The 22,079-nt window shown below is 55.7% G+C and carries 15 protein-coding genes; 5 read left to right on the top strand and 10 right to left on the bottom strand.

The features are described from left to right. Positions 1-40: 40 nt before the first annotated feature. From ACY9XZ_RS10665 to ACY9XZ_RS10655, 3 genes are all read right to left on the bottom strand, one after another. On the bottom strand, positions 41-1,045 hold the full coding sequence (locus tag ACY9XZ_RS10665) for a DUF1616 domain-containing protein (protein WP_463457018.1): 1,005 nt from the start codon (positions 1,043-1,045) through the stop codon (positions 41-43). A 74-nt stretch (positions 1,046-1,119) separates the two neighbouring features. Then, positions 1,120-1,392 carry a hypothetical protein gene (locus tag ACY9XZ_RS10660; RefSeq protein ID WP_463457017.1) on the bottom strand — a complete coding sequence of 91 codons (273 nt, stop codon included), beginning with the start codon at positions 1,390-1,392 and terminating at the stop codon, positions 1,120-1,122. 67 nt (positions 1,393-1,459) lie between these two features. Next, positions 1,460-2,476, bottom strand: a complete 1,017-nt coding sequence (locus ACY9XZ_RS10655; protein ID WP_463457016.1) for a glycosyltransferase family 4 protein — start codon at positions 2,474-2,476, stop codon at positions 1,460-1,462. A 277-nt stretch (positions 2,477-2,753) separates the two neighbouring features. Between ACY9XZ_RS10655 and ACY9XZ_RS10650 the strand changes: the two genes are divergently transcribed. Further along, complete coding sequence (locus ACY9XZ_RS10650) at positions 2,754-4,205, top strand: flippase (RefSeq protein ID WP_463457015.1); 1,452 nt, start codon at positions 2,754-2,756, stop codon at positions 4,203-4,205. A gap of 144 nt (positions 4,206-4,349) precedes the next feature. Here ACY9XZ_RS10650 and ACY9XZ_RS10645 read toward each other — a convergent pair whose 3' ends face one another. Beyond that, entirely contained in the window at positions 4,350-6,317 is a 1,968-nt protein-coding gene (locus ACY9XZ_RS10645; RefSeq protein ID WP_463457014.1) for a hypothetical protein, read from the bottom strand. A gap of 38 nt (positions 6,318-6,355) precedes the next feature. Then, positions 6,356-7,264 carry a hypothetical protein gene (locus ACY9XZ_RS10640; RefSeq protein ID WP_463457013.1) on the bottom strand — a complete coding sequence of 303 codons (909 nt, stop codon included), beginning with the start codon at positions 7,262-7,264 and terminating at the stop codon, positions 6,356-6,358. Between the two features lie 457 nt (positions 7,265-7,721). Here ACY9XZ_RS10640 and ACY9XZ_RS10635 point away from each other — a divergent pair, with 457 nt between their 5' ends. After that, entirely contained in the window at positions 7,722-8,657 is a 936-nt protein-coding gene (locus ACY9XZ_RS10635) for a glycosyltransferase family 2 protein (RefSeq protein WP_463457012.1), read from the top strand. A gap of 529 nt (positions 8,658-9,186) precedes the next feature. Next, on the top strand, positions 9,187-10,335 hold the full coding sequence (locus tag ACY9XZ_RS10630; RefSeq protein ID WP_463457011.1) for a hypothetical protein: 1,149 nt from the start codon (positions 9,187-9,189) through the stop codon (positions 10,333-10,335). Between the two features lie 95 nt (positions 10,336-10,430). Here ACY9XZ_RS10630 and ACY9XZ_RS10625 read toward each other — a convergent pair whose 3' ends face one another. The 3 genes from ACY9XZ_RS10625 to ACY9XZ_RS10615 all read right to left on the bottom strand — a co-directional run bounded on the left by ACY9XZ_RS10625 (position 10,431) and on the right by ACY9XZ_RS10615 (position 14,141). Beyond that, positions 10,431-11,117 carry a hypothetical protein gene (locus ACY9XZ_RS10625; RefSeq protein ID WP_463457010.1) on the bottom strand — a complete coding sequence of 229 codons (687 nt, stop codon included), beginning with the start codon at positions 11,115-11,117 and terminating at the stop codon, positions 10,431-10,433. Positions 11,118-11,155: 38 nt separating this feature from the next. After that, a complete protein-coding gene (locus tag ACY9XZ_RS10620; protein ID WP_463457009.1) occupies positions 11,156-12,319 on the bottom strand; it encodes a hypothetical protein in 1,164 nt (387 codons plus the stop codon). A gap of 673 nt (positions 12,320-12,992) precedes the next feature. After that, the gene (locus ACY9XZ_RS10615) at positions 12,993-14,141 is read right to left on the bottom strand and encodes a glycosyltransferase family 2 protein (RefSeq protein ID WP_463457008.1); all 1,149 of its coding nucleotides are present in this window, start codon (positions 14,139-14,141) and stop codon (positions 12,993-12,995) included. A gap of 1,199 nt (positions 14,142-15,340) precedes the next feature. On the opposite strand from ACY9XZ_RS10615, the gene ACY9XZ_RS10610 reads away from it, so the two are divergent. Next, positions 15,341-16,594 (top strand): protoporphyrinogen/coproporphyrinogen oxidase, encoded by a 1,254-nt coding sequence (locus ACY9XZ_RS10610; RefSeq protein WP_463457007.1) that lies wholly within the window; start codon positions 15,341-15,343, stop codon positions 16,592-16,594. A gap of 248 nt (positions 16,595-16,842) precedes the next feature. After that, the gene (locus tag ACY9XZ_RS10605; RefSeq protein WP_463457006.1) at positions 16,843-17,868 is read left to right on the top strand and encodes an NAD-dependent epimerase/dehydratase family protein; all 1,026 of its coding nucleotides are present in this window, start codon (positions 16,843-16,845) and stop codon (positions 17,866-17,868) included. A gap of 411 nt (positions 17,869-18,279) precedes the next feature. Here the strand turns inward: ACY9XZ_RS10605 and ACY9XZ_RS10600 are convergent, their stop codons facing one another. Both ACY9XZ_RS10600 and ACY9XZ_RS10595 read right to left on the bottom strand, forming a co-directional pair. Beyond that, positions 18,280-21,324 (bottom strand): ABC transporter permease, encoded by a 3,045-nt coding sequence (locus tag ACY9XZ_RS10600; protein WP_463457005.1) that lies wholly within the window; start codon positions 21,322-21,324, stop codon positions 18,280-18,282. Positions 21,325-21,331: 7 nt separating this feature from the next. Continuing rightward, positions 21,332-22,033 (bottom strand): ABC transporter ATP-binding protein, encoded by a 702-nt coding sequence (locus ACY9XZ_RS10595; protein WP_463457004.1) that lies wholly within the window; start codon positions 22,031-22,033, stop codon positions 21,332-21,334. Between the last annotated feature and the right edge of the window lie 46 nt (positions 22,034-22,079).

Genomic DNA, 22,079 nt, shown 5'->3' with positions numbered 1-22,079 from the left:
AATTATCCTCTCATGAGACGTTGTAACATAGATGCCGGGCTTAATTCGCTGCGGTGACGTTCACATTGAGGTGGACCCATCGGTACGCGTTGTCCACTCGCGGATCGGCCGGTGACTCGCCGCGGTATAGCAAGAACACTATGCGGAGTCGGTCACCGATCAACGTGGGTGTCAGCACGCGTTCCTGCCGATCAGTCTCGTTCGGGGCCAGCGTGACGCGGTAGCTATCCAGCCGCTCCGCTTCGAGTACGCTTTTCGACTCACCCTCGGAACCGACCCGCTGTAGTTCTGTCACGACGGTGTAACTGGTTCGCTCGTGTTCGTGGTTCCGAACCCCCACGGTGAGTGTCTGGTTCTCCGTGGCGACGAGTTCAGTCGGATAGTTATCGGCGACGAGTTCGCCGTTCGTATCCTGGGTCAGAAGATACAGTTCAGTGTACTGTTCGCCCCTCTGCTGGTCGATGAATGCGTAGCCAGCGCCCGTCATCGCAAAAAGGAGCACGGCAGCGAGTGCGACGTTCAGCATTTTGTCGGTCCGCGTCTCGTTTGCGAGAACTTCATCGATGGACCGGTACCACGCCGATGGCGACACGCTGAACCGATGGTCGGGCGTGAGTGCCAGCCGGCGCTTTGTGGCTATCGCAACACAGACGACGGTAAAAAGGGAGATGCCGACCAGCATCGGGCCGAGTCCGATACCCCAGGGCGTGAAATTGAGTGTAAACCCGATCAGCGGGACGAGCGCCACACTGCTACCAAGCGACAGCACAATCCGCTCTAAACCGGTGAGAGGGCGGTTCAGAAGCTGTCTTTCATCTCGATCCTCGGTTGGTGAGTCGGGAAACAGCGCGGCAACGAACGCATATCCAGGGACGAACAAGAGAAACGGAATAGACAGGACAATCCGCAGTGACGTCTCCCGGACCACAGGCGCAGACACGACAATCGCTGTGGCTGCAACGAGACTGAGTACGATGGCCAAGTCGATAGGCAGACGATGGACTTGGCTGGGCAGGTAGGGTCGCACTCGATCCCTGAGCGACATACGGGATCGAACGCTTTCCGTTATAATAATACCTCGGTGAAAGGTCGGAGGATGGTTCAGCAGGCGACTTCCGCTCAGAACACTGCCTGGCTCACCGCGCGGATCTCCTGAATGATGAGGTAGACAAAGGCGAGAAGCCCGACGAGTATCGGCCACTTCAGCCGCGCCCGCCAGCGAGGTGTCAGGTTCACCGGTGCCGTCGCGATCGTTAGGAGCAGAAATCCGATGAGCGAGACGACTACGAACAGATCGAACGTGAGCGCACCGATCACAGCGAGGCTGAGAACCGATCCCAACATCCAGGCGATCTGTCCGTTCACGAACCGCTGTCGTCTCGTCGTCGCCATATACGCTATCCTCCCGTCTTTCTCTTAAACTATCTGGTCAGACCGACGACATACACCGAACCCGACCTCAAAGATTGGCGTACACGTCTGCTGTTGCGGATCCGATGTCTTCCCACCCGAACTCCAGAATCCGTTTACGGTTTTGCTCGCCTATAGCGTCTAGGTTCGCGGTCATGGCCCGCCGCATCGAATCCGCGAGCGAATCCACGTCGGGATCATAGAGGAGTTCTGATTGCCCGTCGAGCAGTTCCGGAAGACAACCGACGCGGGGTCCGACGACAGGTTTTCCGAAGGTCATCCCCAGAATCGCACTGCCCGAGGTGAGCACGTCCCGGTACGGCAGTACGATGGCGTCAGCGGCGTTGAGATACACCTGCATTTGCTCGTCTGGAATAAACTCGAACCTCGTCGTGATCCGGTCGTCGTCTCGACACGTCGACTCCATCTTCCGGACTTCTGTCTGGGTAGTCGGGTTGCCCGCAACGACGAGTCGGATATCCGTCTCCGGCATCTCGGCGAACTGCTCGACGAGCCGCGGTACCTGTTTGTACGGACGAATGCGTCCAAGGTAGAGAAACGTGGTCGGATCGTGATCGAGGTTGAGCCGATCACGGGCCCGACGCTGGCTGATCGTGTTCTCGTAACTATCGTCGTAGTGACCGTGGGGTACGACAACGGTCTTTTCCGCCGATGGAAGGTTGTAGCGCTCTACTGCTGATGTTTGGGCGGCGCTGCAGTGGACGATCATCTTATCGACTATGCGCGCGTAGATCCGTCTCACTTTTAGTTCCAGCTCGGGCTGTCGCCGTTCGTGGTCAAGCATGTTGTGGACCGTCCAGACGACGTCCATTCCCAATAACTTCGCAACGACCGTCGCCTGGAGGAACACAACAGACTTCACCAGGCTGATAGAGAGACGTTCATTGACGAGATATGGGGCAATCCAGTGGACGTGGATCACGTCCGGCCGACTTTTGAGGAGCGTTTCCAGCGTCGAGAGTGGATATCCACTCGCTAGCGAGACATCGACGCCCGCTTGGGAGAGTCCCGATACGAGGTTTCGCTGGTAGGGGTTTCCATCCATATGTGGAAAAAAGAGCACGCGCATAATTGCGTGTTCTGCGCTCCGGAGCTTAATTATTGTGTCATATTCGCTGCATCGGGGGGTATCAGGCTCCGTATCTGAGGAGGCGAGTGCTACGTAATTGTGTTTTCTCTGATACTGCGTAAACCACTCCAGCATCTGCCTGAGAGCACCAATAGAATTAAGGTCAATTGATAGATTATCCCAAATACGTGTCTATCGTCGCAAAGGTTCATCAGCTATATATCGTGGCAATCCGCTCCGGAGAAGCTAACAGATGAACATCGTCAGGTCTGGTGTCAAACTGTTTATCGCGAACGGCGCGAACGCGGCGATTACCTTTCTGGGTATCGCGTTTTTCGCGAAACAGCTTCCACCTGGGGAACTCGGTGTCTTTTTCCTGTTTCAAGCACTTCTCGGTGTCCTCATGATACCCGCTGATTTCGGTCTCCGCGGCGCAGCAGAAAAACGGATCAGTGAAGGGGACGAGCCGGGAAAGATGCTCACAACCGCATTTCTCCTAAAGACGCCACCACTACTGGTGATAATCGGAGCCGTCGTTGTCTTCGATGGTGTGGTGAACAATTATATCGGCGAGCGCGTCGCACCCCTGCTGGTTATCGCCATCGTCGGACACGAACTGTATCAGTTCGGCGTCCAGATCGTAAGTGCGGAACTCCGTGTCGGAGAGACAGCTGTCCTGCGGTTGACACACAAGATCGTGTGGGTCGTCACCGGGTACGGATTGCTCCAGTACGGTTTCGGAGTGACAGGTCTCATATACGGGCTCATACTGGGATATGCTATTCCGTTTCTCTGGGCTCTGTACAAACGGTCGACACCGTTTCGTCGCCCCGCAATGGAACACGCATATTCGCTAACGGCGTACTCCAAGTACAATTTTCTCTCAGCGGTCAGCGGCTACTTCTATAATTGGATGGATATTCTCATCATCGGCCTGTTTCTGACGTCGGCCCACGTAGGCGCGTACGAAGTTGCCTGGCGAGTCACTGCTGTCGTCACTATCGGCAGTACCGCGATTGCTCATACCATTTTCCCGCAAATCAGTCGCTGGGATGCCGAGGAAGCCATTATTCGCATCGAACAGCTCATTCCACAGGCAGTCACTCCCTCGCTCATCATCGCCGTTCCGGCCTTCTTCGGAACGCTCCTCTTTTCCAGAGAGATCCTCACACTGGTTTTCGACGCCGAGTACTCGATCGCGTGGTTGGTACTGATCATCCTGATGGCCGAAAAAATCCTCCTGGCCATCCACGTGATTACCGGACGCTCACTCAAAGCTACGGACCATCCTGAGCTCGCGGCTCGTGCCGCGGTCATAGCTATTGTGATAAATCTCATCCTCAATCTCGTGTTAGTCTGGCAGTACGGCATCATCGGTGCGGCCGTCGCCACTGTCATCTCGTTTGGCATCAACACGCTTTTGTGTATCAGATATCTCTCACGGTATCTGACGATTCGCATCCCGTGGAACGAGGTCGTCCGGGTTCTCGCCGCCTCGCTTGGGATGATGCTCGTCTTGTTCGGAGTGGACGCAGTTATCCAGGTCGACACGCTCATTCGCCTTGTCGTAGTTATCGGGTTTGGTATCGTCGTGTATTCGGGGTTCGTCTTACTATCCTCTCTACTCCGCACGAAAGTATTCAACAGCATCCAGCTCGTGAGGTCTGGGGGATCACCCAGCGAACCGGCACAGAGCGACGATTAAAATAGTGGCCGCCACTGAGGGAGCGCTACCTCTCCCAGGCGTTCTCCGTGATCTACCGTCCTATATCATCAGATCGGTGACAGGCTACGGTCAGCTTCAGCGCACCATTCGACCGGTGCCCGGTTCAACAGGCTGTGTAACATATCACGATGAACCACTGGTCTCCCTGGTCATGCGCTGGTGCTGGATGACGACATCCCCATTGCTGTAGACGACACTGGTGCTTGTTCGGTCCCACTGGAAGGTGTCCGTGTGTACCGGCGAATCGAGCTCCGTTTCGTTCGCAGTGTACCGAGGGTCCTCCACATCGACCATTCGCGCGTATAACCCTTGATTACGAAACGCAGCAACTGAGACGACGGTCAACCCCGGTCTCGTGACTATTTGCTGGTCCGTTTGACTGGCTCTGAGCTTGGCAAACTGTGACTCACTGTACGGCAGATTCAGTGCCCACGCGTACTCATGGAGATACACCATGAGTTCCGAGCGTGCGTAGACATCTTGCTGTCCGGTCATATGTGTAAAGACGAATTCGGTTGCGGTGAGTTCCTCGTCGGTGATGTAGTCCTGTCCTCCCTTCTGAATACCTGCAAAATCTGTGAGTGCGGGATATGCCATTCCGGAAGTTATTGTGACGAACACGAGTGCTACCGTAAATACGACGACACCAGCACGACGGATGGACGTACCGTTACCGGGGCGGATCCCGTATCTGAACCCCGCAGCGGGCACGAGCATCAAAAGCGGCAACACCATCAACCGCCACCGCTGGAACGGTATCAACCCCTCCAGTGGAATCCAGGCGGGATTCGGGAAATAGAGTACGGCCGCGGGTAGAAACCCCAGCAATGCGAGACGCCAATTGAGGTCAACAAGGCGGTCAGTACGCAGTACGACGAGGAGACCAATACACGCCAGCGCCAACAGAAATGAGTAGTGAAGACTATCCAAAAAGAACGGGATCGAACTGAGAAGAAGCTGCTCGACGCTATTTATGCTCTGGACTAGGTAGATGTCTGAAGGGATCCCCTCCGCGGCACTGCTTGTAAAGAACGTCCACACCAGAACTTCCCGAAACTGGGTCGTAACGATGGCCCAGTACACACCGAACATGAGACAGAAGACCGAGAATACGAACACTGTCTGACGGTCCGTTCCCTGCTTGTGTTTCCAGGTCCGTATTGCCAGGTAACCGATTGGTGTAGCTAGCAGCGAGATCACCATTAGAATACTCACGTGGTGAGTGACAATCCAGGCAGTCACAATCACCGCTGTGACTGTGACGTACCGAGTGCTCCACCGCCCCATGGTCAAGAGAGCAAGGAACACACAGAAAAAAACGAAACTCATCGACTGGTAATGTGGGACGGCAGCATAGTGAAGAAACGCCGTGTTAATGCTTATCAGAACGATGCCGATCAGCGCCAGTGAGCGAGACTGCCCCCAGTTCCGGAAGAACAAGAACGCGGCGAGGAGTGCGATCTGAAAGAAGGCGATCATGAGAACGGACATAAACATCCGAGGTCGAAGTTGTGTAAACCGCATCCCTGTGCTAGCGAGTAGGTGAAACGCCGAGTACGAAAAGTACCGAGTCGATTCGATCGCAGAGAGGCTCTCACCGTTCAACAGCACGATAGTGGCCGTCGTGTGATTAATTGTATCCGGAACCCGCACGAAGTACGCGACTGTAAAAACCTTCGAAGCGATGAGGAGAACCGACGTGCCACAGGTCAACAGTAAATTAGCACGACTGGCGATTGTACTCTCGTCCTGAGAGACACTTCGAAGGAGCACAAGAAGTAGCGTCGCCGTCACTCCAAAATAGAAGAGCAGGCCCTTCCCGACTAGCGCTAACACACCAGCACTGCCAATAAGGAGAATCACTGGGAAGCGGGTATCGAGTGCTCCCCGGGTGACGGCTTCTGCAGATGATCTACCCAGAAATAGGAGTACATCGATGAAAACTACCGCGGTAACTATGTAGAGTGAGAGGCCGACAAATCGGGGCCGGCCGATACGAACAGCGGCCCATATACCGAGCGGCAACGCGAGATGGCCAATAAGAAAGGCCACTCTCAGCAGAGTGTCCCGAGAGGGACTGAAGCCCGACATATGTCACCGGTCCGAATACATGGGCATATAATTTTCGTCTATTCGCCGACCAAAGCCGTGGGCGTATCCGTTCGGCTATGCTGTGCCCAACTGCTCCAGAACGCCCGATACGAGTCGTCAATTTTCGGAATCGACACCAGATGTGACTTTTCAGCAGTGTCCGAGAGCGTGGGTAATATCTCCGATGCCTCGTACTCCCACTCCGCTTCCTGTAACCCCGACACAGTCATCCACGTAGTTGCCTGTCTGGTGTATGGGAACGATGCAAGCACCAGGGCCTTCTCGTCGTGTGCCTCGTGCTCGCCTTCCTTTGACCAGTCTGTGGAGCGGAGCGGGTTGCCCCACTTCCAGTGCTCTTTGGTCAGCATATACTCGCTAAGCGGGGCAGGTATCCGTTCTTCAACCTCCGAGGTGGTGATGGTAAAACCGCCTGAGTTATGATCGAGGGCCGTCGACAGTCGCTTGAGCACAACGTAGGCGCTCCACCCGGAGTTCTGGATGTTGTACCCGCTTTGCTCGTTGATATCGATAACCTGTTCGTGCCAGTATACGACCAGCGAATCCGCGATGGAGGGGTCTGTGAGATAGGCATCTGCCACGGTGCAGACGTCCCCACCGGCCGCTACAACAACTGGAGTCTCGGGAGTGGCTGCCCTCGCAGCCTCCACAATGCGGTCAGTTCCTTCCGATCCAATCGGCTTCGTATCCTCGATGACACCGGAGTCGGGTTTGTCGTGCTGGTCGAACACCCCGAACTCTGCAGGCGGAAGGTTGTCAAGTCCGCTCTCAGACGCCTTTTCACGGACCTTGCGGTGGTTCGTGACACTGATTTCGCGGTATCGCTGATACTCCTCGGTACCCCTCCAGACTTCCTGCGGATAGCTCAGTAGAAACCCCTCTACGTTTGCCGTGCCGGAATCCGCCATGGCGAGCGCGAGTTCCCCCATGTAGTTGTCGGTGCTCTGATCGTCGAGGAATATGAGTGGATTCGATGAATCGACCGCTAACGGGTCAGGGACGCTATCTAAGCCGGGATACTGCCCGTCCGATGTTGTCCGCACCTGCTGTTGGTTCTGTTCCGTTTGTGGAGTCTCGTTCGGCGCTGTCGGCGACGGACTTTCTGGCGACTCCGAGTCAGCGAGCCGGCCACACCCTGCGAGCCCACTGAGAACGGCTGGGGACGTGAAAGCTGCAGTACGCAGGAATGAACGTCGAGTGAATTTCGCCCCATCTTTCACCATGATTGTCATCTACTGGTGACATGTACAAGAAACATATGGTCCGCACAGAAGCGTGTTGTCGCCCACTCTGTCTGAACTGGAGGCCGTGAGGGGAGTAGGTGAGCTAATACCGTCAATAGCGTGGCAAATTTTTACAATCGATGGCGATCTTTCGTTCTGATAGATGTCCGTTTCGGATGCAGAAGCCACAGATATGCGTGGTGAGCGAGACGACCCCTCGGTTGGGATTGTCGTGCTGAACTGGGAGAGTTACGAGGACACAGCCGAGTGTCTTCAATCGTTGCGCTCGATCTCGTACCCGAACTTTGAGGTCGTTGTTGTCGACAATGGGTCAACCGACGGGTCCAGAGAGCAACTCATGGAGGAGTTCGAGTGGTGTACCTTCGTGTTAAACGACGAGAACAGGGGGTTCGCTAACGGGAACAACCCGGGTATCGAAGCCGTATTATCCGATGGGGTAGACTACGTGCTACTACTGAACAACGATACGGTAGTCTCCCCCAATTTTCTGTCACCGCTCGTTGAAACAGCCGAAACGCATCACGACGTAGTAGCTGTGGGCGGCGTTCAGTTCCGATATGGTACCGACCAGATTCTCAGTGCTGGCTGTCGGTTTTTTCCGTATTTAGGTGGACGGATCTCGACACACCAGACAGTCCGAATGGATGAACCATACGAGGTCAGTTACGCTCCGTCATCGTTATTGCTGATTGACAGTACGTTCATCGAAAGGAACGATCTCCTCCACGAAGGGTACTTTCTCGGTATGGAAGATGTCGACCTCGCAGTACAGGCCAGGCAGAACGGGAAACGCGTCATGATTGCCCCTGATTCGACGATCCAACACAAAGAAGGACTCACGAAGCGTCGTAGCCCGTTCATGGTGTATCATTGGGTCCGGAACAGGCTTGAGTTCGCGTCGAAACGGCTTCGTGTGCATCAGCGGGCAGTGTTTTACATCGGGTTTGTTCTGACTCTCGTCCAGTTTTCCATACAATGGGTTTATGACGGCCGGACAGAACTGTTACGTTCGATGCGTGTGGGGATTTCCGATCATGTTCATGATAGAGAGTTTCGACAGTATTCGTTTTTCGAGTGAGGACAGTCGGAACGCGTCAATGAAATGTTGTTCGATTCTACGGGCGGGACAGGCCGAGTGTTGGGACATCAAACACCAGGTCAGTTCACTAATGCGGATTGAGGACCTGATTGCGCGCCCAAAAAGTATTATCCTTTGACACGCTATCTCGAATGGAGCAATATTCACGAGTATGTGTCAGGACACGATTCCAGCACACCAGTACTACCTTTCGGAGGTGGCTCCCGACACGATCCCCCCGGGGTACACGCTTAGACAACTTGACGGGTGGTGTCTCTGTCTCGACGCCGATTTTACCATCTTGCCGGTCGTTGCCGGCGGTAAACGAGTTGGGATCGTTTTCGGGACGATCCTCGATATAGCGGGTACAACAACCGACGGTGTCGTTCGATTAGACACCGATGGTTCCGGGGATGAACTTCTCAGTCGTTTTGAATCCGTACTACGACACCTCTTTGGACGCTATGTCGGGATAGTTATTGTCAACGGAGAGTCTCGGGTGTACCCAGATTCCGCTGGGACCATTCCCGTGTTCTACGATGCACAGGACGGCACTGTCGCTGCCTCACCGATGGCAATGCCAGAAGTAGATCACACTTCTCGTTTCAGAGAGTCACTGTACGATGCGCTCAAACGCCCTCTCGTTTCACGAGGTGAGAACATCTGGGTGCCCGGAGAACTAACCTACTACAGCGGGGTCTCTCAGCTGCTCCCCAACCACTATCTCGATCTCGACACGTTGGAGGCGACACGATTCTGGCCGGAACATAACGAACTGAGAGGCACTTCGAATTCGTCGGCCGAAATCGTGACGATCATCGATACGCTGGACCGCATCTTTGCCGCGGTTGTGGATTGCTACGAGAACCCGACAATGGGGCTGACTGCTGGGAAAGACTCTCGAAGTCTGGTGGCGACCGCTCGCAAATGGGTCACGAACCACGATATATCGATATTTACGCTCGGTGAGAACGATCGAGATGTGGACAGGCATGTCGCAAAACGACTCACGCGCAAACACGGCCTGAAATGGACCCCGCTACCGATTACCGAAGCGAGCGAGGCTGAACAGCGTCGTTGGTTAGAACGCACCGGGTACACCGTCGGTTCGGGCATAAAAGAGACCTATCCCTCGATGCATGCGCTCGATACGGACGCCGAGATCGGGGGCATCGGTGGCGAAATCGGGCGTGGCTATCTCTGGAAAGAGTCCGACGATAGAGATACCGATATTGGGCCGCGCGATCTCCTTTTTCGATGGCACAAACCGGAACATCCGGAGTTGGTGACCGCCATCGAACAGTGGTTGGAAGGGGTTGAACAGTTCGATACGTACACCACGCTCAATCTAGCACATCAAGAACACAGACTCGGTTGCTGGGGTGGTCCGCAGCATCTTGGATTCCGTGCAGAAGTAGACCACATCCGTCCGTTCCTTTACCGGCCGATCGTGGAATCCGCACACCGTCTCAGTCCGGATATACAACGGACGGATGGACTCCCTCTCCAAATTATCGAACGACGTTGGTCCGAGCTCGCTGAGTTTCCGTACAACTCGTTTACCGATTGGAAAAGATTCTGGGCACCGATTGAGGACAACGTTGCTACAATCAAAAGCGCCGTCATCCATCCCGATACAGCGCTGGATTATCTCACACGCAAATACCGGTTCTCGTGATCCGTTCTGTATTGAAGATCGTCCGGATAGCTGCCAACAGCTATTTCGAGTGGTTGAAACGGTACCAAGGAGTCATTGTAGTGGTGCTATACCCGTCAGCTGGAGGGTTCTCCGACGATTTCTGAATCGGTGTACTCCGTATCATTGAGAACGATACTGACTGGCCCTTCGCTGTCCGACTGATATCCAAACTCCGTGATTTCACCAGTGAAGAAGAACCGATCTAGATGAGTCGTTTCGGTAACCCATCCGACTGCACGGTTCCCGTCGACGAATTCGTCGTCCTTCGGTTCGAAGGTAGCCGAATCGGCTTCGAGATCACCTGAAACGGTGAAATCGTAATGCGACGGGACGCCGGTTCCACGTAGTTCGAGGGTGTGCGTCTGCGTGTCGTCGGTGTCTTGCGTGTTATCCTCAGCGGGCTCTCCGGAAACGATAGTAACTACGCCGTCTGCCAGTTGCGCCTTCATGTCGCCGGTGTCTTCTCGGAACCAGACTTCACCGTTGACCGCCTCTGCGGGATCGCTTTGGACCGATGGGGCTACCAACGTATCGAGCGGTTGTGGCGGTACCTCTTTCCACTGTGAGCCGTCACCGAGATACCGAACACCGGTGTCAGTAGCGAGGTACTTCGCGCCTTCCTTCGGGATATAGTCGCCCCGGTTGGCTTCGACATCTCGGATTTCTACTCCTGTATCGATCCGTTTGAAGTTCTCATTGAGCGGGACGTTCCAATCGAGCGATCCTTTTGCTGGTTCGTTGAGGTTGTGATTTTCCGTCATTGTGTTTATGTGTATTATTTGTTGTTTGTGTTGAACGATCAAGGAGCCTGTTCTGAATCGAACACTTGAATGTTGTCGATGTACGCGTGGTTGTCGCCGGAACCGTCCGGGGCACCCCAGCCACCGCCGTAGTACCAGAGGTTCCGGATCGCATACAGCTTGTCATAGGGAGACTCCCATGCGTAGTTGAAGTCAGTTTTCTCAAACACTAGTTCACCGTCCTGCCACTGCCGAAGGATCCCATCGTCAGTGTTTTTACCACTATTCATCTTGAAGTACCTATCAATCTGGTACCATTTCCCCTTTGACATCGACGCATCTGGGAAGAAGGAATCCCCATATTTGCCGTCCTGATCGGCGTGGTAGACGTATTGGGCTAGCACCCAGTCGTCGGGGTCACCGCCGATTTTGTCGGCGGACCAGACGGCACCGTTGATGAGCCAGCCGTTTGTCCCATTTGCACCACCATCGTCGGAGAGGTCGTTCTCAAACCGCCCATCAAACCCGGGGAACCCCTTCCCCATCTGTTGACCGGCCCACGGATTGTCGATGTCGAAGTTACTATCCAGCATTGCATAGTACCGGATGTGGCATTCGGTTAGGCCGCTGTCCGGATACTCGGGGCGTTCGTTTACGTAATGATATCCCTCTGTCCCGTAGAAGTCGCCGCCGGGGATATTGATGCGCATCGACCCGGATCCCTCCTTCGCGGGAGAGGACACCGCCTCTACCTTCTCCGAGTGGTATTTCGATTTGACGTTCACCCAGAAGTCATCAATATCCGCCTGCGTGTCGAGAGAATTCTGCACAAGCGGTTCTGCCCCATTATCAGTCTGGGTGTCGATAGGCGCGATAGTCTTGACACTACTTCCGGCCTGAACCCGGATTTCGTCGAGATCTTCGCGGTACCATACTGTACCGGTGTCTGCGTTGTCCGGATCCGTGGTCACAGACTGTGCGACAAAATTCGTTGGATTCTGTACTGGGAGTTTGGTCCATTGGTTGCCGTCACCGATATACCGGGCACCCGTATCGATAGCGAGGAATTTCGCCCCCTGCTTGGGTGCGTACTGATCAATATTGGCTTCAGTATTCCGCATCTCGATACCTGTATCGATCTGCTGGAAATTCTCGTTGAGTGGTCTGTCCCAGTCCAGTGTCCCTTTTGCTGGAATTTCGAGCCCGTGATTTTCCGTCGTCATGCGCTATATCACCTTGTTAGTTCCTACTACCTGCCGAGCAGAGATTCTGCTCGGACTTGGCTTCCGGTTTGCTAACTGATCATGCACTGATATCAACCGTGGAACGGTCATCCTACCGTACATTAGTATAGCGAATTCGATGTTGCTGATAAAGGAGTTATTTCGATATAGAGCAAAGTAGATATCGAGTATAGCGAACTTGTTCCTATTAACGTACGATATACTAGCAGTTGACGATGTGACAGTATAGACTCGCTACTTCTATTAAGCTATCATTACGGACTCCAGAAATACAAATTACAGGTAGTGGCTACTGTCGGTCCAAACGCGTTCCTGGAAAGCGTTGTCCATCTATCAAACGCCCTATGTATCCAATCCCAGCATGCAGATTACCCGTGGAGCAAGTCGGGGACGGGTCCGCAGTACGGGTCAGGAGGGACGGAGTTGATCGGCTGGCTCAGCAGAGAGTCAAACGATGGAATCCGTATCGGCGTCGAATGTCAGAGCCGTGTTGTCGAACAGTGCCCGACTATTTTAACCCAATATGACCCGATTCACGTTGTCCTTACCGAGTCCTCGGTTCCGACAGCATCAGAATACCCGTCCCTTGCGGGGAGAACGGGGACTATCACTCGAAGGCGGCAAAGAAACCCGAATCCGTCTGGTAGCCAAACTAGTCGCGATACACTTCCAGCGAGTGGAGGATAATCGCGGTGAAGGTCGCAAAGACCCCTATCATCGAAAAGGAAGTCGCGGTCAGCGCAAGTTCGATTGGGAAGGTTCCGGACTGGACGTAGTCGGAAACCGTATGATAACCGAATCCGAATCCAATGAGTGTACAGAGCAGTCCTGGAATACCGAGCATAGTGATTGGTCGTTCTCGTTCTATCGTCCGAAGGATATTCCACACCAGCGTCATCCCGTGCTGGATCGGGTTCTGACTGCTGTGATCCTCAACGTCGTAATCGATAGTTGTCGGCACCTCCTCAATGTCGTAGTCGTTTGAATGTGCATGATAGAGGATGTCGACGCTGGCATCCATCTTATCGCCGAGCGAACTATCCTCAGCGAGGGTTTCAACCGCAGACTGGCTGTAGACCCTGAATCCACTTTGTGTATCTCGGACTCTGGCCCAGGGCCGGAAAACGCCGAGGCTGAGGTTCGTGAGAACGTTGATAACACTCAGTCCAAACCGACGATAAACCGGCATCTCAGTCTCCGCTTCCTCACCAAACCGACAGCCGATGACGATGTCGGCCCCGCTCTCCTGCTGTCGCCGTACCAACTCCGGGATATCATCCGGATCATGTTGGCCGTCAGCATCGAGGACGACCAGGTGGTCCGCTTCAGCTCTATTGGCCTGCTTAAAAATGCTGCTGAGCGCTGCTCCGTACCCGCTGTTAGTTTGGTGTTCAACCACCGCTGCACCGGCCTTCTCGGCGATCTGGGCAGTATCGTCGTCGCTCCCGTCATCGACGACCAAAACCTTGTCCGCGTACTCGCTTGCCGATTTGACCACGGACGCGATGCTGCCAGCTTCGTTGTATGCGGGGATGCCGACCAATACAGACGGCTCCTGATCGACGGCAGGCCGGGGAAACGCATCGACAGCGAATCGCTCTGAGGCCCGCAACGCCGTACAACTCGCCTGCAGATCAATCCGCTTTGTCTCCTGAGAGTGGTACAGGAGTCCTGGGTACCCCTCTTCCCGTGCGAACGCGCGGAGCCGTTCCGCTGGCTCTGTAGTTTGTACCCAGTCACCGGTCGGTTCAATGACCTCCGCACCGAGAATGCGTGCGTACTCCAGGGCTTCGAGATCCACGTCGGCTTTCGGCGTGACAAGCGCCTGATGGCCCTGCCGGTGGATATGGAGAATCTCACCAGCGATCCAATTAGCGTTGTCTGCTGTCGCAACCAGTCCGACCGCCGGGGCGGTTTTCGATATCTGTGTCAGTAGCTGGCTGTGAACGTTCTGCTGTGTGTCATGGGACATTTCAGGCTCCCCCAGGAGGACCACTCATACGCATCGATACACATGGCGAGGGCCAGAACGGGTATCTGAAGCGGAGCGAAAATGTATCTGGACCTTCGACCGGATCAACAGTGCTGGCGAAGAACGACCGTACTGACACCTGTGCCTCTATTGGGCCTTCATATCGGACCGGAAGAGAGCGAATCTGGCTCATCGTTGGTTCTCGTGACCGTGATCACTGGACCGCATCCATCGTTCCGTCATTCAAACAGATAGAGACGTGCTTGATTGTTATTCCTCAATTTCCACGCTGAAAGCAAGTCCTAAACACACTCATCTTCCTGAAGGGGAACCTTACAAGCAATGCAGCCCATCGGTTATTGAGCTAACAATAACGCATGAATCAGGCTCACTGCGAAAGTTAAACCTGTACTACGAAACGTGATTCGGCGGAGGTGTCCAAAGTGTGTTCTCAACGCTGTGAGAGAGACGCAGGAAAATTCGATACTGGCTAAGACCTTGGAATCAACGATGATAACTGTTGAATAGCCCACACAATGTAACATCTGACCGGAGAGATGACGATTCGTCGAATGAACTCCACAGTCACGGTTGGAGTGAATATCGGACGTGCTGAGAAACAGCTGAGATAACCACTGTGGGCTTCACATGTATACCCTCAGATCATGTTGAATGACAAATCCTGAGAACTTTAGACTAAGAAATCACTCACTGCTAAATTTACGGGAACATCTATCCTGAACAACACTGAAGCGGTCACAGACTACTCGGTCCTTTTGTAGTGTCGGTGAATCAGCGTTACGGCAGCTAATATACTGGTCTACTTCGTGGGTACCTATCTGTTCGATGACCGCAACAAGAATGAAATTAAACGGATTGTATGGGTTTTGGAGTGGACCAGATGTGGAACACCTTACTTGGGCTATCAAGAGGAGCCCCACAGTGTAAACTATCTTTTACTTCGGATCGAAGCCTTGCTCGATTGGTAGGGTAGTGATTATTATATAACATGAAATCATTCTACCGATATGCCCGAGATAACGGTTATCGGTGCGGGTGTCGCGGGTTGTTCACTAAGCTATCTCCTCGATCAGGAGGGGTTCGATGTCACTATCGTGGAGAAAGACGCTGTTGGGGGCCTGCTCAGGGAAATCGAGTTTCAGACGGGATACCATTGTGACTCCGCTCCGCATCTGTTGTTCTTCGACGAGGAGGAAGAGTCGGTTGTCGGCGAACTCTTCTCAGAATTCACGCAGTTAGAGCCACACGAGTTCTATGCTGCGACGTATCCACGCGGGAAACTCTCCGATCCCCATCACTACCCGGTGAGTAAACAGAACATCGATAAATGGGATGATGCTGACTCCATTCGTGATGAATTAGCCAAAGCCCCGGGAAAAACTGATGCTGAGTACTTCGAGGAGTATATGAAAAATCAGGTCGGGGAGACGTTATACAATAGATATAACAAAAATTACACCGAGAAGCATTGGGGGATTGATCCCAAACGGATCACTGGAGACTGGTTCGATTTCAAGATTAGTTTCCCCGACGAGGAACAGGAATTCTTCGGTGATGGAGCGTACTATCCCGACGATAAATACACCGATATCCTCCAGTCGATGATCGCTGACTGTGAAATCATTTTCGATGGGGTCACCGGATTGGAGACCGACGGTGATCGGATTTCAGCAATCAAAACTGAAAGCGGCGACCGGATCAAAAGCGATCTTTTCGTTAGCACGATAGATCCGAGCATTCTGGTCGATACCTCGGACTCTCTCAACTATCGAAGCATGGTAATACTCGGAACGCATATCGAAGCTTCCGAACGGCTGTTTCCGGATCACGTCGACTGGGGATACTTCCCGAACCATTACGACTTTACCCGTATCACGGACTACAAATTCGTCCCACAATCGACACCTGATGGAGAATACATTCTCACTACCGAGTTCCCCTGTTTCATTGGGGATGACGTCTGGTCGAATGCCGAAGAGTGGTACAGTGAGTATCTGATGGATTTCCTCGACGAGCAGGGAATTAATGCGAAGTTACTCGACGCAGAGGTCAGGCGTGCACCGCGAGCGTATCCGCTCCCGGTGAAGGAAGAAATTGATACGTTCGAACGGATCAATGACCGGCTTAGCACATACGAGAATATGTTTAACCTCGGACGGGTGAGCACCTACGAGTACATCTGGATCAAGGATATCGTTCAGCAGGCTTACGAAACTCGGGACGAGATCCTGGAATACGCTCAACAGTCCACAGCCGACTGAAATCGGCCATACAGTTTCTCCGTCACAACCAATTTGGAAGACTGTAAAACAGTCAACTGAACTCTGATTTTCTCAAATATCACGAAGCGCGCAACAATATACTCCGCTCATGATTTTATACAGCTAATAACCGCTGACTCAATTTTTTAAATTCTCTACAAAGAATGTGTTGCCTACCGGTAGTCGGCGTTTGATAACTCAAATATACTTAAACGTGTTACCTCGTTGACTATATTGTAGTCTCAAACATGACTGAGATGGACTCCGAAACCGAGAAGATATTTGTCACGGGCATAGCTGGCTTCCTTGGAAGCCACCTCGCTGATAAATTCCTTGAGCAGGGGTACGAAGTTGCTGGGAACGATAACTTCGTGGGTGGATACGAAACCAACATTCCAGCGGAAGCTGAGTTTTACGAGGTTGACTGTAAAGACGTTTCAGGAATGAAGTCCGCAATGGAAGACGCAGACATTGTCTATCACACAGCAGCACTTGCATATGAGGGACTGAGTGTCTTCGCTCCAAGCCGCATCAATCAGAGTATTTACCAGGCAACAACTGCGACGCTTGCCGCCGCTGCAGATGTCGGCATCGACAGGTTCGTCTATTGTTCCAGTATGTCCCGATACGGGGAAAACGAGATGCCATTTACCGAAGATATGGAACCACAGCCGCAGGACCCATACGCTGTGAGCAAAGTAGCCGCGGAGGAGATGGTTGAATTGATGGCCGATATCTACGGATTTGACTACGTTATCGCTGTCCCACATAACATCATTGGGCCCAGACAGCGATATGACGATCCGTTCCGAAACGTCGCTGCGATTTTCATAAACCGGATGCTCCAAGGTAAACAGCCGATTATTTACGGGGATGGTGAACAGAAACGTTGTTTCACATTCATTCAAGACGACGTTCGCCCGCTGCAGAAACTCGCACATTATGATAACGTTACCGGTGAGGTTATCAATATCGGTCCCGACGATGAGTTCATTACTATCAACCATCTCGCTGAAACGATTGCCGATATTCTCGATTTCGACCTCGATCCGATATACAAACCGGATCGGCCACAGGAGGTCAAACTGGCGAACTGCTCGGCGGATAAGGCCCGGCGAATGATCGACTACGAGGCACAATACACGCTTCGTGACGGCTTGCAGGAGATGGCGGACTGGATCGAAGAGCGCGGGGCAAAGGAGTTTGAGTACCATCTCGACTGTGAGATTGTCAACGAACAGACCCCGGACACGTGGACGAACGAGCTAATATGAATGAGCGTCACTGCCCAGCTTGAATTGTAAGCTCGTCTCATCGATTACTCGTCGCCATCCACATTGCTGTCTGCAGTATCGGCTTCGAATCTAACCGTCACCCAAAGTATGATCCTGACCCCTTCTGCAGATTCAATAAGACTGCCATCCGGCCGGTTCTGCCGAGCGATGTAACCTAAAACAAATATGATATATCCATAGAGTGTGCCCATGACTGGCAGTTTAAATATTGGACGGTTCCGCCGGATGCCTCCTAGGAACAACTGACAGGTCTAGATGAGAGCCACCGACTGATTACTGTTATAATGGTTCGTATGGGTACACTCTTTTCGGTATTGGCAGCCCCGAGTGAGGCCGCTCACATTCAGATCTTGATGCCTGCTCGGGTATCCGACGGATGGCTCGCCGTACTCAGTCCGACGACTCGTCATCGGGCGTCCGTATCCGGTCGCCGCTGGGAAGCAGTGACACCGGCGCGGCCGTCAGATACGGGACCGTTGCGACGAGGGCGCCGAACAGCGCGAGCGAGACGCCGCCGACGAATATCGCCGCGAGGATGATCGGCGGCGTCCGCGCGGAGAGACGGAACCCGAAGAAGACGAGCCAGCCCGCACGTTCCAACAGCTGCAACGCGACGACCGACAGGCCGAGGGCGAGACCGGTCGCAGGGATGGCGATACGGGCGATGTCCCCCAGAATCGTCCGCAGGACCCGCCACTGCGTCGCACCGGTCGAGCGGTGGATGCCGATGGCCTGTCGGCGTGCGTGAACGCCCTGTGCGAACGTCGCCGTGGTACTGCCGACGGTACTCAGCGCAGAGAGGACGACGAGCACGCCCAGAATCAACTGGACGTTCCCGAACACGCCCTCGACGGAGCGCTCGATTGGTGTTCCGGACGCGTACGATCCGCTACTTGCCACCGCCGAAGCCAGTCGTCGGTCACCCGTCACAGTGTAGTCTGCCGTGGTGATGGTGGTCCCGTTGGCTGTCACCCGGTAGGTGTACGTCCCGGGCTGTCCCCGTCCGCCGTCCGGCGAGAACCGCGTCTGCGTGACGTTGCCGGGCGGCATGTAGACGGTCCGGTTCCGGGAGACACCGGGACCGACGACGGCCACCTCGCGCGTGATCGGTTCCTGCCAGGGGTTCGCGAGCCCGATCCTGAGCGTGGGCGTCGTCAGGACCGACCCCGAGGACGGTGAGATCGACAGCTCCGCGTACAGCTCCCGTTCGGCTCCCCGGACGATCTGGATGTCGTGTGTCGCCGTCTGGTCCCCCGACCGAGCCGTTATCGTGTAGTTCCCGGGCTCGCGCGGGAGAGGAACGACGGCGACACCGCTCGATCCTGTTCTGAGCGACGGCCCGTTCACCGTGACGGTAGCGTTCGAGACGCGGTCCCCGGTTTTCGTGACGACGGGCACGGAGAGCCCCGAACCGGGCGGGGCCTGTGACGGTAACTGGCTCGGAATTTCGATAGCGTCCGGCGAGACGACGGTCACTGTATGGGTGTACTCCCCGGCAGTGGCGTTTGCCGTCCCCAGCTCCGACGCCGTGAAGGAGACAGTCCCTGTCCGCTCCTGTCCCGGGGGGACAGCCACCATCGTCGTTCGCTGCTCGCCCCGGTACCGGACGGTGATCTCCCGTTCCGCCCGCTCGTTACCGACGTTTCGCACATCGACCGAGAGGTTGATGCTATCGCCTTCCGTGACGCGGCCCGGACCCGAGAGACCCGTCACCACAGCGCCCGACCGGTCGGTCGCATCGCTTCCCGCGTCGTCGATCTCGGACACCGGCCCCTTGACGCGGATCATGTGGACCTGCCCCTGCCCGGTCGCCAGGTCGGCCGCGGAGTCAAGCGGCAAGATGAGCAGGTCATCGAGCGTTCGAGGGGCCTCGAACCGTCCGACGACGGTGACCCGGCGAATCCCGGGTTTGACGCTCCCGCTGACGGTCAGTTCGTCACCGACCCCAATATCCAGAGTTCGCGCGAGGTCGCTGCCGATGACAGCCTCGTCGTGGCGCTCTGGTTCCCGTCCCTCGACCAGCGAGGCTCCGGTGACGTTCGCGAACGCGTCGTACTCCGCTCCGTGGGCCATGTACGGCTGGCCGTCCGAGACCTGGGCATAGATGATCTCCGGGCTGGCTGGCGTCCCGTCGGCCCGAAGCGCTGACGCGTACTCGCCGTCGAGGCGGCTATTCAGCGGATGGGGTGCACCGGCTTCGGTGATCGTGCCGGAGCCGCCCGCCTCGCCGCCGAGCGGGGACGCCAGGCCGGCCAGCGAGACGACCAGCAGGAACGTGATGCCGAACACGGTCAGGGTCGCTGCCGTTGGCACGACCGAACGCCACGACAGAAACGTCGGTGTGATCCAGTTCCGGACCCTTGCAAGCGTCGATTGCTCGGACTGACCGGAGCGAGTATGACGGTTCCCGAGCGAGGCCGGTGGACGGGTCGCCGCGGGATAGGCCGCGAGCGCGCCCGCGAACAGACCCATCACGACGAAGATTCCGGCGACGCCCGCGACGACGGTGGCGCTCTGGCCCGTAACAGTGATATCGAGCGCGATAGGCAGGCCGACGTAGATCGCGACGTTGACGAGCGCCTTGATGAGAATGAGCCCGACGGCGTATCCGAGGACCACACCGGTCGTGACGAGGAGACCGGCCCGAAGCGTAAACAGGAGCCCCACGCGCCAGCCCGACGCCCCGGTCGAGCGAATGACCCGTATCGCGTCGAGCCGGTCGCGGACGCTCATCCGCGTGACGTTGTAGACGACGATGAGGACAAGCAGTCCGCCGGCGGCCGCTGCGATCCCCAGCGCCCAGAGCACTTGCTCTAGGCCGCCCAGAACGTACAGGAGCGCGCTGACGAGCGGTGCCCCTTCATCGGGGAGGCTTCCCAGCCCGGTTCCACTCGGGTTGTGGTCGATGACGAAGTAGCCGGTGACGCCGACCCGCTGGGCAATCGAGGCGTTCGTGGCGTACCACTGGTTGGAGAGGAACGTCGTCCCCCGCTCCTGGGGCACGACCGAGAGTGAGATGGTGCCGTTTGATCCGCTGACCGTTCGGGTCCGCTGCTGGGAAACCGGCCCCCGTCCGTCGGCACCGTCCGGCATCGTCGGTAATCGGCCCTCCTGCCACTGGGCCGAGCCTTCGATCAGCACCCTGGGTGTATCGGGCGGAATACCGATCAGACGAACGTCGGTCTCGTTTACAGTCGCCGTCGCCGTCGGGAGGACGGTGACATCTCCATCGGTATCGGGCGGACCGTTTTCGGCGTCGTGATAGGTGACCGTCCCGGAGTTCGCAAGCGGTTCGGCGAACGTTTCCGAGTACGTGACCGCGGTGAACAACAGCAAGACCGTGCCGATGAGAAACGCGGCCGTCACGGCGACGACGACGACGGTGAGCCGGTCGCGCCTGGACCAGCGAAACAGGAGGGCGTTTCGGTATCCCATCGGTACGTTAGTTCGGCTCCGTGGACGGGCTCGCGTCCGGCGTCGAGGCGGCGTCAGCCACGAGCGTGCCACCGCGGATGAACAGCCGCTCGTCGAACCGCTGGGCCAGCTGTGGGTCGTGGCTAATGACCACGAGCGCGGTTTCCGTCGATTCCTTCATGCTGAACATGAGGTCTAGCACCGACTCGGCCGTATCCGGGTCTAGCTGTCCGGTCGGCTCGTCGGCAAGGATGATTTCGGGGCGGTTCGCGAGCGCGCGGGCAATGGCGACCCGCTGTTTCTCGCCCCCGCTCAGCGTGGCGGGGTACTGGTGTTCGAGTCCGGCGATGCCCAGGCGTTCAAACAACGTATCCAGCCAGTCGGGGTCGCGGTCGCCCGCGTGTTCCTGGGGAAGCGATGCGTTTTCGCGGGCGGTGAGGTCGCCGATGAGCTGGAAGTCCTGAAAGACGAACCCGAGCGTCGTTCGCCGGAGGCGAGCGCGCTGGCGTTCCGACAGCGTGCTCGCGTCCCGGCCGTCGATCTCCAGCCGACCGCTAGACGGAGCTTCTAGCAGTCCGAGCACGTTGAACAGCGTCGACTTCCCGGCCCCGCTAGGTCCCTGAACGAGCATCGCCGCGTCGGACCCGACCGTGAGTGAGACGCCATCGAGAATCTTGGTGCCCCGTCGCGTGACACAGAGTTCCGACCCGACGAGGACGGGGTCAGTCATTGTCGGCCTTTCTGCCGGCCCCGTATTGTATGCCACGGTTACATAC

The organism is Haloarcula sp. HT12 (genome assembly GCF_055271655.1).
This window is presented reverse-complemented; position numbering and strand designations above follow the sequence as displayed.

Coding starts and splice junctions, on each gene's coding strand:
- ACY9XZ_RS10650 (WP_463457015.1), top strand. CDS start 2,754: ATGAACATCGTCAGGTCTGGTGTCAAACTGTTTATCGCGAACGGCGCG.
- ACY9XZ_RS10595 (WP_463457004.1), bottom strand. CDS start 22,033: ATGACTGACCCCGTCCTCGTCGGGTCGGAACTCTGTGTCACGCGACGG.
- ACY9XZ_RS10635 (WP_463457012.1), top strand. CDS start 7,722: ATGTCCGTTTCGGATGCAGAAGCCACAGATATGCGTGGTGAGCGAGAC.
- ACY9XZ_RS10600 (WP_463457005.1), bottom strand. CDS start 21,324: ATGGGATACCGAAACGCCCTCCTGTTTCGCTGGTCCAGGCGCGACCGG.
- ACY9XZ_RS10665 (WP_463457018.1), bottom strand. CDS start 1,045: ATGTCGCTCAGGGATCGAGTGCGACCCTACCTGCCCAGCCAAGTCCAT.
- ACY9XZ_RS10610 (WP_463457007.1), top strand. CDS start 15,341: ATGCCCGAGATAACGGTTATCGGTGCGGGTGTCGCGGGTTGTTCACTA.
- ACY9XZ_RS10605 (WP_463457006.1), top strand. CDS start 16,843: ATGACTGAGATGGACTCCGAAACCGAGAAGATATTTGTCACGGGCATA.
- ACY9XZ_RS10645 (WP_463457014.1), bottom strand. CDS start 6,317: ATGTCGGGCTTCAGTCCCTCTCGGGACACTCTGCTGAGAGTGGCCTTT.
- ACY9XZ_RS10655 (WP_463457016.1), bottom strand. CDS start 2,476: ATGGATGGAAACCCCTACCAGCGAAACCTCGTATCGGGACTCTCCCAA.
- ACY9XZ_RS10660 (WP_463457017.1), bottom strand. CDS start 1,392: ATGGCGACGACGAGACGACAGCGGTTCGTGAACGGACAGATCGCCTGG.
- ACY9XZ_RS10620 (WP_463457009.1), bottom strand. CDS start 12,319: ATGACGACGGAAAATCACGGGCTCGAAATTCCAGCAAAAGGGACACTG.
- ACY9XZ_RS10640 (WP_463457013.1), bottom strand. CDS start 7,264: ATGGGGGAACTCGCGCTCGCCATGGCGGATTCCGGCACGGCAAACGTA.
- ACY9XZ_RS10625 (WP_463457010.1), bottom strand. CDS start 11,117: ATGACGGAAAATCACAACCTCAACGAACCAGCAAAAGGATCGCTCGAT.